General features: G+C 74.3%; 13 protein-coding genes and 1 pseudogene. 3 read left to right on the top strand and 11 right to left on the bottom strand.

The window, feature by feature from the left end:
* Position 1 precedes the first annotated feature (1 nt).
* A complete protein-coding gene (locus tag QUE38_RS10265; protein ID WP_286307978.1) occupies positions 2–685 on the bottom strand; it encodes a LuxR C-terminal-related transcriptional regulator in 684 nt (227 codons plus the stop codon).
* Positions 678–1,952, bottom strand: a complete 1,275-nt coding sequence (locus QUE38_RS10260) for an ATP-binding protein (RefSeq protein WP_286307976.1) — start codon at positions 1,950–1,952, stop codon at positions 678–680. The genes QUE38_RS10265 and QUE38_RS10260 overlap by 8 nt, the downstream gene beginning before the upstream one ends.
* Positions 1,953–2,066: 114 nt before the next feature.
* Between QUE38_RS10260 and QUE38_RS17600 the strand changes: the two are divergent.
* The 3 genes and pseudogenes from QUE38_RS17600 to QUE38_RS10245 all read left to right on the top strand — a co-directional run.
* Positions 2,067–2,312 (top strand): annotated as a pseudogene (locus tag QUE38_RS17600) (PspC domain-containing protein); the annotation flags it as partial.
* A 410-nt stretch (positions 2,313–2,722) separates the two neighbouring features.
* On the top strand, positions 2,723–3,709 hold the full coding sequence (locus tag QUE38_RS10250; RefSeq protein ID WP_286307972.1) for a hypothetical protein: 987 nt from the start codon (positions 2,723–2,725) through the stop codon (positions 3,707–3,709).
* Positions 3,706–4,014, top strand: coding sequence for a hypothetical protein (locus tag QUE38_RS10245; RefSeq protein ID WP_286307970.1), 309 nt, complete (start codon positions 3,706–3,708; stop codon positions 4,012–4,014). Before QUE38_RS10250 ends, QUE38_RS10245 begins: the two co-directional genes overlap by 4 nt.
* 15 nt (positions 4,015–4,029) lie before the next feature.
* On the opposite strand, the gene QUE38_RS10240 is transcribed toward QUE38_RS10245, so the two are convergent.
* The 9 genes from QUE38_RS10240 to gabT all read right to left on the bottom strand — a co-directional run bounded on the left by QUE38_RS10240 (position 4,030) and on the right by gabT (position 14,401).
* Positions 4,030–4,542, bottom strand: a complete 513-nt coding sequence (locus QUE38_RS10240; RefSeq protein ID WP_286307968.1) for a PaaI family thioesterase — start codon at positions 4,540–4,542, stop codon at positions 4,030–4,032.
* A 44-nt stretch (positions 4,543–4,586) separates the two neighbouring features.
* Complete coding sequence (locus tag QUE38_RS10235) at positions 4,587–5,030, bottom strand: hypothetical protein (protein WP_286307966.1); 444 nt, start codon at positions 5,028–5,030, stop codon at positions 4,587–4,589.
* 76 nt (positions 5,031–5,106) lie between these two features.
* On the bottom strand, positions 5,107–6,546 hold the full coding sequence (locus tag QUE38_RS10230; protein WP_286307964.1) for a hypothetical protein: 1,440 nt from the start codon (positions 6,544–6,546) through the stop codon (positions 5,107–5,109).
* Between the two features lie 107 nt (positions 6,547–6,653).
* Positions 6,654–9,308 (bottom strand): phosphoenolpyruvate carboxylase, encoded by a 2,655-nt coding sequence (locus QUE38_RS10225; protein WP_433996894.1) that lies wholly within the window; start codon positions 9,306–9,308, stop codon positions 6,654–6,656.
* Between the two features lie 90 nt (positions 9,309–9,398).
* Positions 9,399–10,595 carry a UDP-N-acetylmuramate dehydrogenase gene (locus QUE38_RS10220; protein WP_286307962.1) on the bottom strand — a complete coding sequence of 399 codons (1,197 nt, stop codon included), beginning with the start codon at positions 10,593–10,595 and terminating at the stop codon, positions 9,399–9,401.
* Positions 10,592–11,044 carry a MaoC family dehydratase gene (locus QUE38_RS10215; RefSeq protein ID WP_286307960.1) on the bottom strand — a complete coding sequence of 151 codons (453 nt, stop codon included), beginning with the start codon at positions 11,042–11,044 and terminating at the stop codon, positions 10,592–10,594. Before QUE38_RS10215 ends, QUE38_RS10220 begins: the two co-directional genes overlap by 4 nt.
* On the bottom strand, positions 11,041–11,490 hold the full coding sequence (locus QUE38_RS10210; RefSeq protein ID WP_286307958.1) for a MaoC family dehydratase N-terminal domain-containing protein: 450 nt from the start codon (positions 11,488–11,490) through the stop codon (positions 11,041–11,043). Before QUE38_RS10210 ends, QUE38_RS10215 begins: the two co-directional genes overlap by 4 nt.
* A 38-nt stretch (positions 11,491–11,528) precedes the next feature.
* A complete protein-coding gene (locus QUE38_RS10205; protein WP_286307956.1) occupies positions 11,529–13,013 on the bottom strand; it encodes an NAD-dependent succinate-semialdehyde dehydrogenase in 1,485 nt (494 codons plus the stop codon).
* Complete coding sequence (gene gabT / locus QUE38_RS10200; protein WP_286307952.1) at positions 13,010–14,401, bottom strand: 4-aminobutyrate--2-oxoglutarate transaminase; 1,392 nt, start codon at positions 14,399–14,401, stop codon at positions 13,010–13,012. The genes QUE38_RS10205 and gabT overlap by 4 nt, the downstream gene beginning before the upstream one ends.
* Positions 14,402–14,457 lie beyond the last annotated feature (56 nt).

Raw genomic sequence — 14,457 nt, 5'->3', positions numbered from 1 at the left:
GTCAGAGGAGGCGGCGGGCGCTCGCCCAGGCGGTGAGCTCGTGGCGGCTCGAGAGCTGGAGCTTGCGGAGCACGGCCGAGACGTGGGTCTCGACGGTCTTGGTCGAGATGAAGAGCTCGGCCGCGACCTCCTTGTAGGCGTAGCCACGCGCGATGAGGCGCATGACCTCCTGCTCGCGCGCCGAGAGCCGGTCGAGCTCGTCGTCGGCACGGGCGGTCTCGCCGACGGCGGCGCCGAAGGCGTCGAGCACGAAGCCCGCGAGCCGGGGCGAGAACACCGCGTCGCCGCTTGCGACGGCGTGCACGGCGCGGGTGACGTCGGTTCCGGACGAGCCCTTCGTGAGGTAGCCGCGGGCGCCGGCGCGGATGACGCCGACGACGTCCTCGGCGCGATCCGAGACGCTGAGCGCGAGGAACCGCGTCGTAGGCACCGCGGGGGCCGCGCGCCGGATCACCTCGGCACCGCCGGTGCTGCCGTCGGGTACGGATGCCCCGGGCAGGTGCACGTCCAGGAGCACCACGTCGGGCGCGGCATCCGTCACCACCGCCACCGCCGACTCGACGTCGTGCGCCTCGCCCACGACCCGCACCGAGCCGTCGAGGTCGGCACGCAGGCCGGAGCGGAAGATCGAGTGGTCGTCGACCACGACGACGGTGACGGATGCCTCGTCGGCGCGCTCAGCCACGCGCGGCCTCTCCCTGCTGCGGCGAGGAAGGCGCAGGCTGCGGCGCCTCGAACACGAGGTGCACCTCGGTGCCCGTGCCACCCGCCCCGGCGCGCACCTCGGCGCGGCCGCCGGCACGGCGCATCCGCCCGATGATCGACTCGCGCACGCCCAGCCGGTCGACCGGCACCGCAGCGGGATCGAAGCCCGGCCCGCGGTCGCGCACGAACACCTCGACGCGGTGCGCCGTGCCCTCGACGTACACCGACACCTCGCCACCGGCATGGCGGGCCGCATTCAGCATCGCCTCGCGCGCCGCGGCGGCGAGCTCGCCGCTCGCCCGCTCGGCCGACGCACCGACGACGACCACGTCGACGGTCACCGGGTAGTCGAGCTCGAGCGCGGCGGCGAAGTCGCGCAGGTCGGTGCCGAGGTCGCTGTCGGCCGGGCTGTCGCCGGCGTGCAGCCACTCGCGCAGCTCACGCTCCTGTGCGCGGGCGAGGCGGGCGACCTCGCTCGAGGCGCCGGCGCGGTGCTGGATGAGGGCGAGCGTCTGCAGCACGGAGTCGTGCAGGTGCGCGGCCATCTCGCTGCGCTGCTCGTCGCGGATGCGCCGGGTGCGCGCGTCGACGAGCTCGCGCCACTGGGCGACGAGGCGCGGTGCGAAGACGAGCGCGATGCCGACCGCGGCCGCGAGCGACACCAGGAACGCGGGCGCGGGCTGCACCGACGCCCACGGGCTCAGCGGCGGCACGATCACGGTGACCGCGAGGAGCACCACCACGGCTGCGCGGGTCGCCCGATCGCTCCGCGGGCCGCGCCGCGGGTCGACGCGGTCGATGAAGCCCGACCACGCAGCCGCGGCGACGGCGAGCGCGATGCCGAGGCCCGCGGTGCGCGCCCACTGCGGCTTGCCCGCGTCGAGGGGCCACCGGGCACCCCACTCCGCCACGGCGACGACGACCGCCGCCAGCAGCGCGAGGGCTGCCGCCGCGACGAGGATGCGCGCCACCGGCACGGTGCGGCTGGGCGCCGCCCCGGGCGCCGGATCGTCCGCGGCGACCGGCTCATCCCAGGGAGTGAAGGCCCACAGCCACAGGTACAGGAGTGCGCCGGCGCCGAAGACGAACGTCGTCGCAGCGAACACGACGCGTACCGGCAGCACCGGCACGCCGAGGTGGCGCGCGAGTCCGGCGGCGACCCCCGCCACCGCGCAGTCGCGAGGCCGCGTGAGCGGAGCGACGGCCGCCGGCGCGTGCGCGGCGACGGGCGGTGCGTCGGAGGACATGCAGGTATCCAATCAGAGCGCCGATGCCCCCACCGCACCCGGCTGTGGGAATCAGGGTCGACTCAGGGACGTACCCCATGGCGGTGGCTCGCCCGCCCTCGACAGGATCGAGTCATGACGAACGTGCAGACCGATCCGCCGGGCGAGACCGCGCCGCCCGAGGACCCGCCCACCGCCGCTGCGCCCGCCCCGACGGGTACCTCCGCGCGGCCCGACGGCTACGACGACCCGGGCTTCTTCGGCTGGCTGCGCCGGCTCGGCGTGCCGCGGCTCGACGGCTGGCTCGGCGGGGTCTGCGCGGGCGTCGCGGCACGCATCGGGGTCGACCCGATCATCGTGCGCGGCGTGGTCGCCGTAGCCGCCGTGCTCGGCGCGCCCGCGGTGCTGCTGTACGGCGTCGCGTGGCTGCTGCTGCCCGACCTCGACGGGCGCATCCACCTCGAGCGGCTGCTGCGCGGCGAGGCGATGCCCGCCGCGATCGGCATCACGGCGCTGGTGCTGATCGGCGTGCTGCCGCTGTGGATGGGCGGCTCGTGGTTCGGCGGGTGGCCGAACCCGGTGCTCGGCGGCTCGGTCCTCGCCGACGTCGTGCGGTTCGCCGCGACGGTCGCGCTCGTCATCGGCGCGATCGTGCTGGTGATCGCGCTGATCCGGCGCGGTGCGACCAGGGCGAGGGCAGCGGATGCCCCTGAGACCGAGCCCGCGGACACCGCACCGGTCGCCGAGCACGTGTCGGCATCGCACACCGAGAACTCCCCGCCGGCGGCGACGTGCAGGGACCGCGGACGGCGTCCGCGGATGCCGCCGCCGGCGCGGTGGTCACGTCGGTCGACCCGGAGACCGGGGCGCCGGTCGCCCCGCCGGCCTACGCCGGCGCGCAGGCCGGTCCGGAGTACGACGCCTGGCGAGCGCAGCACGAGGCGTGGCGCGCCGAGCACCGCGCGTGGAAGCGGTCGGAGGCCGACGCGAACCGCGAGGCGCGGGAGCAGTGGCGCGCCGAGCAGCGCGAGCAGTCGCGAGCGCTCGCGGCCGAGGCGGCGGAGCGCCGGCGCGTGCGGCGGCTCGAGCGCCCGCGCACGAGCCTCGCGTTCGTCGCGGTGGCGCTCGGCGCGGCCATGCTCGCCGGGGCGGCCGCGGCAGTCGCGGTGCCCGACGCCGCGCTCGCCGCCGGTCTCTCGGCCGCGGCCGCGGTCGGCGGCGTCTCGATGGTCGTCGCCGGACTCGCCCGTCGGCGCGCCGGCTTCCTGTCGTTCGTCTCGGTGCTGCTGCTCGTCGGCGCGCTCGGCTCGATGCTGACGCCGGTGCGCGGCCTGCCCCTCTGGCCCGACACGAACATCTCGCTCGACGCGCGCCGCACCGGCGAGTACTCGCAGGCCGCGGGGACGCTCTGGCTCTGGGCGGCGAGCGACCGGGCCCGAGACACCGACCTCACCATCCACAAGGCGTCCGGGGAGACGCGGATCGAACTCCGCGAGGGATCAGCACTCGAACTCGACGGCGCGTTCGGCTCCGTCGACGTGCAACTCGTGCGCTGGGGACCGGACCTCGAGGTGCTCGAAGAGCAGGTGCTCCTGAGCGCGGACGGCGACGCCTCCACGACCGAGTTCGTGCGCACGGTCGTGGGTCCGGTCTCGGGCTCGGCCACGACCGTCGGCACCCTGCACCTCGACCAGCACCGGGGCACGGTGACGATCGACATCTTCGAGACCACCGGTGACGTGGCGACCGGCGACGCATCGAGGGAGGACGACCAGTGAACGACGACCTGACGCAGGAACACGGCGCGCCGGATGAGGTCGCTGACACCGGCCCACGCCGACCGGCCATCCGCTGGGCGAGCGTGATCTGGGGCGCCGCGTTCGCGGCGGCGGCGCTGGCACTGCTCTGGATCGCGACCGACGAGGATCGCCTGCGCGAGGCATCCGCCTGGCTCTGGGGCCTCTCGGTGAACGACCTCGTGCTGTGGGGCATCGTGCTCGTCGGCGGCCTGCTGTTCGTCGCCGGCCTCGCCGGCCTCGCCACCCGCGGCTCCCGCCTGCGACTCGAGGTCACGCGGGACTGAGCACCGGGCCCGCGGTCAGTTGCCGCGGCGGTCGATGACGAGGAGCGAGCTGGTCGCGGTGGCGAGGGCGTTGCCGGCGGGGTCGAGCAGCTCGCCCTCGGTGAAGATGACGCGGCGGCCGCCCTTCACGACGCGGCCGACGGCGCGCAGCGGCTCGATGGTCGGCATGATCGGGCGCAGGTAGCTGACCTGGAGGTCGATCGAGGTGTAGCCGACGCCGGCGGGGAGCGTGGTGTGCCCGGCGCATCCGACCACCGTGTCGAGCACGGTGCAGGCGAGGCCCCCGTGCACCATGCCGAGCGGGTTGAGGTGCCGCGCGTGCGGGGTCACCTCGAAGTCGACCGTGCCCTCGCCGACCGACACGAGCTGCAGCGCCATGGTCGATGCGATCGGCGGCGGCGGGATGCGCCCCTCGAGCATGCCGGTGAGGAAGTCGAATCCGCTCAGCTCGGGCAGCGAGGCGAGGCCGATCGCGGGGTCGGCCCACTCGAGGGTCGCGGTGTCGGTGGGCCAGGCCTCGTCGGTCATGGCTGACAACCTACCGGCCCGCGAGGCGGCAGGTCGCGGGCAGGCTACTGGAACGCGGGCTCGGGCTCCTCGAAGCGCAGCAGGCCGGCTGCGGGTACGGGCACGACGGCGGATGCCTCCTGCTCGTCGTCGCCCGGGTATGCGAGCCGCACCACGCACTCCGCCGACGCGGACTCCGCGATGACGACCGGCCGCCACGCCCAGTACTCCTCGGGCTCGCCGGCATCGACGCGCTCGCCCGCGAGCGGCTCGGGCAGGCGGCACCACCAGCGCTCCTCGAGCACCTCGAGCCCGTGGGCGTCGAGCGCCATGCGCGCCACACCGGGACCGGTCACACCTCCGAGCGCGGTGCCGACCAGCGTCATCGCGACCACCGACCCCTCATCGTCGACGCTCGTCATGCGGGCGACGCCGTCGACGGGTGCGAGGTAGCCGACGAGCTCATCGTCGGTGGAACGGTGGTGCGGGTGCCAGTGCTCGGGAATCACCCCGCGAACTCTACGCCCCTGCTCGGATGAGCGCACATCGAGCGTGCCCGCGCGCACCGCGCGGACGCGTCGAACGTCAGGCCGTGCGCGCGGGGCCGAGCACCGCCTGCTCGAGCTCGATCCGCCGGTCGATCAGCACGGCGAGGCGAGCGGATGCCGCGGACCTGCGCCGTCGCGCGACGATCCATCCGCGGACGCCCAGCACCCCGCTCACCGCTGCGACGACGAACGCGGCGAACGCGATGCCGACGAACTGTCCCTCGATGAGGAGGACGACGAGCGCGAGCGCACCCGCCAGCGCCACCACGAGCCCGGTGAACCAGGCGATGGTGAGCATGCGGTTCGCCGCGTCGCCCTCGGCAGGCCAGAACGCCTGCGCGAGGCCGCGCTCGCGGCGGTCGGCATCGGCCTCGTCGAGCCACGCGGCGGCGGCGCGGCGGTGCTGCGCGGTGCGCAGGTCGGCGCCGATGCTCCAGCAGACCGCACCGGCGAGCCCCGCGGCGATGCCGCCGAAGACCCACGCGACGATCGCGGCGTGCACGTCGCCCTGGGTGCGGTCGCCCGTCGTGGTCTCGACGACCACACCGGCGATGACGCCGCCGGCGAGGGCGAGCGAACCGAGGACGATGGCGAGGATGCCGACCAGGACCGCGGCGAGGGGCCCGACCGGGAGGTTCGCGATGACCTCGTCCGCATCCTCCTGGTCGGCGTCGATCGCGTCGACGAACGCCGCCGCCTCGGGAGACAGCTCGTCGCGCGGTGTCGCGGCACCGGTCGAGCTCGTGGTGGGCGCAGGACGCCCGGGCTCCGGGATCGGCCCCGGCTCCGTGACCGCGTCGACGGCGGCAGCGGGCGGCACCGGCGGGGCGAGCGGCACGGAGACGACCGGCGGCGCGGCGGCGGGAGCGGCTGCGGCCGGCCGGTCAGCTTCAGGCTGGTCATCGTCCGCCTGCTCACCCTCGGGCGCCGACATCCCGGCGAGGAGCTCGTCGAGCTCCGCGAGGAGCACCTCACGGCCCGCCGGATGCGCGCCGCGGTCGCCCTGCAGGTTCGCCGCGATCGCGGCCTGCCGGTCGGTGAGCTCCGTACCCTCGGGCACCCTGATCGGCGCGAACGCGATGACCTCGCGCAGCGCGCGGACGCCCGCCTCGTCGAGACCGCGCACCGGCCGGCCCGCGACGAGCACCCGGGCCGACGGCCCGTCGGACGAGTGGAGGCGATACGTGAGGTACGCGGCGCCCGACGAGAGCTCCGCACGGCGGGTCACGCGATCGATCGTGGCGATCGAGACGTCCGCACCGCCGAGTCGCACCGAGCGCTGCTCGAGATCGACCACGACGGGCGGGAACAGCAGGCGCACCACGACCATGGCCGCGACGAGCACGGCGACGGCGAGCAGCGGCACCACGACGAACGGGTTCCCGGGCACGAGCACGCCCAGGATGAAGCCGAGCATCGCGGCCCCGAACCAGACCATCGGCGAACGGACGAGGGACAGGCGCAGGGTCACGGGCACCCGGCTATCCTCCCCCATTCGGGGGACATGTGACGGACTGTCCACACCCGCGTCGGCCGACGGGAAGGCCGGCCCAGGGGCATCCGCTCGGCCCGTGTCAGCCGGCGTCAGCCCGTGTTCTGCAGGCCCGCCGCGATGCCGTTGACCGCGAGCAGCAGCAGGCGGTGGTGCTCGTCGGTCGGGTCGCGCTCCTCCAGCTGCCGCACGGCGCGCAGGGCGCGCAGCTGCAGCAGCGACAGGGCGTCGACGTAGGGGCTGCGCAGGCGCACCGCACGGCTCAGCACGGGTCGGCCCTCGAGCAGCACGCCGTTGCCGCTCACGCGCAGCACCTGGTCGCGCGTGAGGTCCATCTCGTCGAGCACGAGCGCCGCGAGGTCGTCGCGGTCGCCCAGGGCGAGGTAGCGCTCGGCGAGGCGCCGGTCGGTCTTCGCGAGCGACATCTCGACGTTGGTGATCATCGAGCGGAACAGCGGCCAGCGCGCGAACGCGTCGCGCAGCACGAAGTCGTCGTCGATCGCGGCGAGCGCCGAGCCGAGCCCGAACCAGCCGGTGAGGTTGATGCGCGCCTGCGTCCACGAGAACACCCACGGAATCGCCCGCAGGTCCTCCAGCGACTCGACCGACAGGCCGCGCCGCGCGGGGCGCGAGCCGAGCGCGAGCAGCCCGACCTCCTCCATGGGGGTGACCTGCGCGAACCACGGCGCGAAGCCGTCGGCCTTGACCAGGTCGAAGAATCGCGCCCGCGAGACCCGGTCGAGGTCTGCGGCGAGGCCCGCGAAGTCGGCCTTGGCCGCCGAGTTCGTGCGCTCGTTCGCCGGGCTCGACGCGAGCAGCGTCGCCGCGGCCATCTGCTCGACGTGCCGCACGGCGATGGTCGGGTCGCCGTAGTGGGCGAAGATGACCTCGCCCTGCTCGGTGATCTTGAAGCGCCCGTCGACCGAGCCCGCGGGCTGCGCGAGCACGGCCTCGTTCGCCGGGCCGCCGCCGCGGCCGAGCGCGCCACCGCGGCCGTGGAAGAGCGTGAGCTCGATGTCGTTGCGCTCGGCCCAGGCGGCGATGCGCGCCTGCGCGTCGTGCAGCGCGAGGGTCGCCGAGACCGGCCCGACGTCCTTCGACGAGTCGGAGTAGCCGAGCATGACCTCGAGCTGGCGCCCCGTCTGCTCGAGCCGCGCCCGCACCTGCGGGATCTCGATCATCGCGTCGAGGATGTCGGTCGACGCGTCGAGGTCGGCGAACGTCTCGAACAGCGGGATGGCGTCGATCACGGGCTGCTCGTCGGGCCCGAGCGCCGCCTCGGCGAGCGCGAACACGTTCGCGATGTCGTCGGCCGACTGGGTGAACGAGACGATGTAGCGGCGGGCCGCGTTCACGCCGTACCGGCGCTGCAGCGAGGCGATGGTGCGGTACACCTGCAGCACCTCGCCGGTCATCTCGGCCTGCTCGCCGCCCGAGCGCACGTCGGCGAGTGCGTCGCGGTGCACCTTCGAGTGCTGGCGCACCTCGAGCTCGGCGAGGTGGAACCCGAAGGTCTGAACCTGCCAGATGAGGTGCTGCAGCTCGCCGTTCGCGCTGCGCGCCGCACCGGCGGCGACGAGCGAGCCCTGGATGACCCGCAGGTCGGTGAGCAGCTCCTCGGGCCCGGAGTACGCGAGGTCGGCGTTGCGCAGGCGGGTGCCGGCGATGCGCTCGGCCACGACCAGCAGCGCCTTGCGGTGCGGCTCGTTGGGTGCGCGCGTGCCGATGCGGGTGGCCTGCTCCTCGGCGAGCGACTGCTGGCGCCGGGAGAGCTCGGCGAGCGCCGCGTCGGGCGGGGTGTCGCCGGTGTCGAGCGTGAGCGCCTTGCCGATGCGGGTCGCGGCGCGCTCGAGGCCGAGCAGCACGTGCTCGGAGGCGATCGCGGCCGCGGCCTTCGTGGTCGACGCGGTCACGAACGGGTTGCCGTCGCGGTCGCCCGCGATCCACGTGCCGAGCCGCAGGAACGGCGTCGCCTCGGCGGGCTTCACGCCGGCGTCGGCGCCGAGCAGCGCGTCGTCGAGCAGCCGGTACACGCGCGGCACGGCCTCGAACAGCGTCTGGTCGAACACGTTCATGACCGTGCGCACCTCGTCGAGCGGGGTGGGCCGCGTCGTGCGCAGCGGGGAGGTGCGCCAGAGGATGTCGATCTCCTCCAGCATCCGCCGCTCTGCTTCTGCGTATGCCGGCGTGCCGTCGACCGCGAGGTGCAGCTTCGAGAGCTGGTCGGCGACGCGACGGATGCCCGAGGCGACCGCCCGTCGTCGGGCCTCGGTCGGGTGCGCCGTGAACACGGGGTGGAAGCGCAGTTCGCGCAGGCGCCGGTTCGCCTCGTCGGCGCCGACCTCTTCGGCCAGCAGCGCGAGTGCGCCGGGGATCGAGTCGGCAGGGGAATCCGGCCCGTTCGCCCCGCGCTCGCGCAGCACACGCACGCGGTGGTGCTCCTCGGCGAGGTTCACGAGGTGGAAGTAGACGGTGAACGCGCGGGCGACCTGCTCGGCACGCTCCATCTCGAGGCCGTCGACGAACGCCTCGGCCTCCTCGAGCGCGGGCGCGTCGCCGTCGTAGGCACGGATCACGAGACCGCGCAGGTGCTCGACGTCGGCCAGGAGCTGCTCGCCGCCGGCTTCGCTCAGCACGCGGCCGAGCAGTTCGCCGAGGAGTCGCACATCGGCGCGGAGGGGCCGGTCGACCGACTCGGTCGCCTCGGCTCGGCCGGACTGCAGGGTGTCTGTGTCGATGGAGCTCACCCGACGAAGGTACCCGTGTCGTGTGACCGTGACGTTACCGGGGCCGACGAATTCGAGCCGCGCTCATTGTCCGATGTCGACGCGCGACGCTCACAGCTCCGTGCCGACGAGCACGGGCTCCGGCTCGAGCACGATGCCGAACTCCGACTGCACCCGGCTGCGCACGAACCGCGCGAGCTGCACGAGCTGCTCGGCGCTCGCGCCGCCGCGATTGGTCAGGGCGAGCGTGTGCTTGCTCGACACGGCCGCCCGCGAGCCGGGCAGGGCGAAGCCGCGGTGGATGCCGCTGTGCTCGATCAGCCACGCCGCCGAGAGCTTCACGTGCACGTCGTCGTCGACGCCCGCCGTCTCGGTCTCGGAGGCGGCATCGGATGCCTCGGCCTCGGCCTGGTGCGCGAGGAACTGCTCGAGCGGGCTCGCGTCGAGCGCGGTGAGGGGCACGACCTCGGGCGGCGCCTCCGGCTCGACGTACCAGCGCGGTGCGTCGGACGGTATGGTGCGCGCCACGTGCTCGGACACGATCGGGTTGGTGAAGAACGAGCCGGCGCTCCACGTGTCGGGGTCGTCGGGGTCGAGCACCATGCCCTTCGAGGCGCGCAGCGCGAGCACCGCGGCGCGGGCCTGCTCGACCGGCACGCGGTCGCCGAGCTGCACGCCGAGCGCGTTCGCCAGCTGCGGGTAGGCGATCGGCCGGCCGAGCGCGCCGCCCAGCACGTCCCGCTCGGGCGAGGTGTCGTGCAGCTCGAGCTCGACCGCGACGACGATGCCGCGCAGCCCCTGCTTCAGCACCGACGTGCGGTAGGCGAGCTCGAGCTCGTCGGCGGTCATGCGACGCGGGGCGTCCGCGTCCTCCGCGAGGAAGTCGATCGCGACGAGCACGGCGTCGAGCTCCTGCCCGTACGCGCCGATGTTCTGCACCGGCGCGGCGCCGACGCTGCCCGGAATGCCCGAGAGCGCCTCGATGCCCGACCAGCCGCGCGAGACCGCGTACGCGACCAGGTCGTCCCAGCGCTCCCCCGCCTGCACGCGCAGCCGCACGGTGTGCGGGTCGTCGCCCGCGCGGGTCGCGATGCCGGTGGTGGCGATGCGGATCACCGTGCCGGGCACGCCCTCGTCGCCGACGAGCAGGTTCGACCCGCCGCCGAGCGCGAGCCACGGCCCACCGGCCTCCCACGTCTCGCGGGCGAGCGCGACGAGCTCGTCCTCGGTGGTCGCGGTGACCATGCGGGCGGCCGGGCCGCCGACGCGCAGGGTGGTCAGCTCGGCGAGGGGCGCGGCCTCGGTCACGCCACCCGCACCTGCACCTGGGCCTTGCCGAGCACGGTCGCCCCGGCGGCGCTGACCGTGAGGTCGATGCGCGCAGTGCCGGCCTCGGCGTCGACCTGGCCGACCTTCGCGACGATCGTCAGTTCGGCGCCGTCGGCGGGGTCGACCACGACGGGGCGCGTGAAGCGCACCTGGTAGTCGGCCACGCGGGCGGGGTCGCCCACCCAGTCGACGACCGGCTGCACCGCGATGCCCATGGTGAGCATGCCGTGCGCGAGCACGCCGGGCAGGCCGACCGATGCGGCGACGTCGTCGCGGTAGTGGATCGGGTTGAAGTCGCCGGATGCCCCGGCGTAGCGCACGAGCGAGTCGCGCGTGACGTGCACGGTGCGCTCGGCGACGACGTCGCCCACGTCGAGCGCGGACAGGTCTGGCGTCGCGGGGGCAGCGGCGGCGGATGCGGCGGTCATGCGTCGTCCCCCCGCACCACGAGCGTGGAGATCGCCGTGACGACGTGGTCTCCGGAGGCATCCGTCATCGTCGACTCGGCCGTGACCATCGCGTTGCCGCCGAGCGTCTTCACGCTCGTCACGGCCAGGGTCGCGGTCAGCTCGTCGCCCGCGACGACCGCGCGCGAGTAGCTGAAGCGCTGGTCGCCGTGCACGACGCGGCTGAAGTCGATGCCGGCGTCGGGCTCGGCGAGCAGCTGCGCGAGTGTGTGCTCCTGCACGACCACGGGGAAGGTCGGCGGGGCGACCACGTCGGCGTGGCCGGCCGCGCGCGCGGCCTCGGGGTCGAAGTGGATCGGACTCGTCGCGAACACGGCGCGCGCGAACTCGCGCACCTTCTCGCGACCGACGAGGTAGGGCTCGGTGGGCGCGAATTCGCGGCCCATCAGCTCGGGGTTCACTGGCACCCGCACAGTCTACGGGCGCACCCGTCGTCGGCCGGAGGTCAGCTGGGGATCAGCGTGTACTTCGTCGAGAGGTACTCGTGGATGCCCTCGAAGCCGCCCTCGCGACCGAGGCCGGACTGCTTCACGCCGCCGAACGGCGCCGCCGCGTTCGAGACCACGCCCGCGTTCAGGCCCATCATGCCGGTGTCGAGGCGGTCGATCATGCGGTGCCCGCGCGCGAGGTCCTGCGTGAACACGTACGACACCAGGCCGTACTCGGTCGCGTTGGCGAGCCGCACGGCCTCGTCCTCGTCGGCGAACGTGGTGATGCCGAGCACGGGCCCGAAGATCTCCTCGGCGAGCAGGCGCGAGCCGGCCGCCACCCCCGACAGCACCGTGGGGGCGAAGAACGATCCGGGGCCATCGGATGCCTCGCCGCCGGCGAGCACCGTCGCCCCGCGTCCGACCGCGTCGGCCACCAGTTCGCGCGTCGTGGCGACCGCCCGGTCGTCGATGAGCGGGCCGATCTGCACGCCCTTCTCGGTGCCGCGGCCGACGCGCATCGCGCGCACGCGCTCGGCGACCCGGGCCGCGAACTCGTCTGCGACCGACTCGTGCACGATGAACCGGTTCGCCGCCGTGCAGGCCTGGCCGATGTTGCGGAACTTCGCGAGCATCGCGCCGTCGACGGCCGTGTCGAGGTCGGCGTCCTCGAACACCACGAACGGGGCGTTGCCGCCGAGTTCCATCGACACGCGCAGCACGCCGTTCGCGGCCTCGCGCAGCAGCGCCTGCCCGACCGGCGTCGAGCCGGTGAACGAGAGCTTCCGCAGCCGCGGGTCGGCGATGATCGGCGACGACACCGCCGACGAGTGCGAGGTAGTGATGACGTTGACCACGCCGCCGGGCAGGCCCGCCTCCTCGAGCAGCGCGACGAACGCGAGCGTGGTGAGCGGGGTGAGCGCGGCGGGCTTGACCACGACAGTGCAGCCCGCGGCGAGCGCGGGCGCGATCTTGCGGGTCGCCATCGCGAGCGGGAAGTTCCACGGCGTGATCAGGAAGCACGGACCGACCGGTCGCTGCGAGACGACCATGTGCCCGGTGCCCTCGGGGTTGAGGCCGTAGCGACCGTGGATGCGGACGGCCTCCTCGCTGAACCAGCGGAGGAACTCGCCGCCGTAGGTGACCTCGCCGCGGGCCTCGGCGAGCGGCTTGCCCATCTCGAGCGTCATGAGCAGCGCGAAGTCGTCGGCGCGCTCCTGGAGCAGGTCGAACGCGCGGCGGAGGATCTCGGCGCGCTGCCTGGGCGGGGTCGCCGCCCACGAGTCCTGCGCGGCGACGGCCGCGTCGAGCGCGCGGGCGCCGTCGTCGACGCCCGCGTCGGCGATGCGCACGAGCACCTCGCCGGTCGAGGGGTCGTGCACGGGCAGCGTGGCGCCGTCGGCGGCGTCGACCCACTCGCCGCCGATCGAGAGCTGCGTCGGGATGCCGGCGAGCAGCGCGGCCTCGCGGGTGGCGGTGGTGGTGCTGTCGGTGGCGCTCATGCGGATACCTCCATCGATGCGGCGAGCCCCTCGGCGACCACGCCCAGTCCCTCGAGGAGCAGCTCGTCCGAGATCGTGAGGGGCGGCAGGAAGCGGATGACGTTGCCGTACGTGCCGCACGTGAGCACGACGACGCCGTGGGCGATCGCGTGGCCCGCGACGGCCGCCGTCAGGGTGGCATCCGGTGCACCCGTCTGCGGGTCGACGAGCTCGATCGCGACCATCGCGCCGCGACCGCGCACGTCGCCGATACGCGGGTCGGCGGCCTGCAGTTCCCGCAGGCGGCCGAGCAGCAGCTCGCCGATCGACGCAGCGCGCTCGACCAGGCCGTCCTGCTCGTACGCGTCGATCGCGGCGAGCGCTGCGGCGCAGGCGAGCGGGTTGCCGCCGTAGGTGCCGCCGAGCCCACCCGGGTCGGACGCGTCCATGATCTCGACACGGCCCGTGACCGCGGCGAGCGGCAGGCCGCCCGCGATGCCCTTGGCCGTGACGACCAGGTCGGGCACGACGCCCTCGTGCTCCATCGCGAACATCGCGCCGGTGCGGCCGAACCCGGTCTGCACCTCGTCGGCGATGAACACCACGTCGTTCGCGCGAGCCCACTCGGCGAGCGCCGGCAGGAAGCCCTCGGCGGGCACGATGAACCCGCCCTCGCCCTGGATCGGCTCGATGATGAGCGCGGCGAGGTTCTCGGCCCCGATCTGCTTCTCGATCTGCAGGATGGCGCGGGCAGCGGCATCCGCCCCGCTCAGCCGGCCGTCGCGGAACGGGTACGACAGCGGCGCCCGGTACACCTCGGGCGCGAACGGACCGAAGCCGTGCTTGTAGGGGATGTTCTTCGCCGTGAGGCCCATCGTGAGGTTGGTGCGGCCGTGGTAGGCGTGGTCGAAGGCGACGACCGCCTGCTTGCGGGTCGCGCGCCGGGCGATCTTCACGGCGTTCTCGACGGCCTCGGCGCCCGAGTTGAACAGGGCGCTGCGCTTGGCGTGGCCGCCGGGGGTCAGGCGATTGAGCGCCTCGGCGACCGACACGTAGCCGTCGTACGGGGCGATGGTGAAGCAGGTGTGGGTGAACGCGTCGAGCTGGCGCGAGACAGCGTCGACCACGCGCGGATTGCTGTTGCCCACGCTCGTCACGGCGATGCCCGAGCCGAGGTCGATGAGCGAGTTGCCGTCGGCGTCGACGATGACGCCGCCGCCCGCGGCCACCACGTGCACGGGCGCGGCGTGACCGACGCCGCGCGCGACCGCCTCGGCCTTGCGCGCGAGCAGCTCGGCCGAGCGGGGCCCGGGAATCGGGGTGACGAGGCGCCGCTCCTGCGGCAGGCCGGGTCCGCCGGTGGCGGGGGTGGCGGATGCCTCGGGGGTGCGGGGTTCGGTGAGCGTCATCGTGGGCTCCTTCTGCGTCGTGTCGGCGCGGGCACGACCGATCGTAGGTCGCGCAC

Origin of the sequence: Agromyces mangrovi, assembly GCF_030296695.1 — a bacterium.
GTDB lineage: Bacteria > Actinomycetota > Actinomycetes > Actinomycetales > Microbacteriaceae > Agromyces > Agromyces mangrovi.
This window is presented reverse-complemented; position numbering and strand designations above follow the sequence as displayed.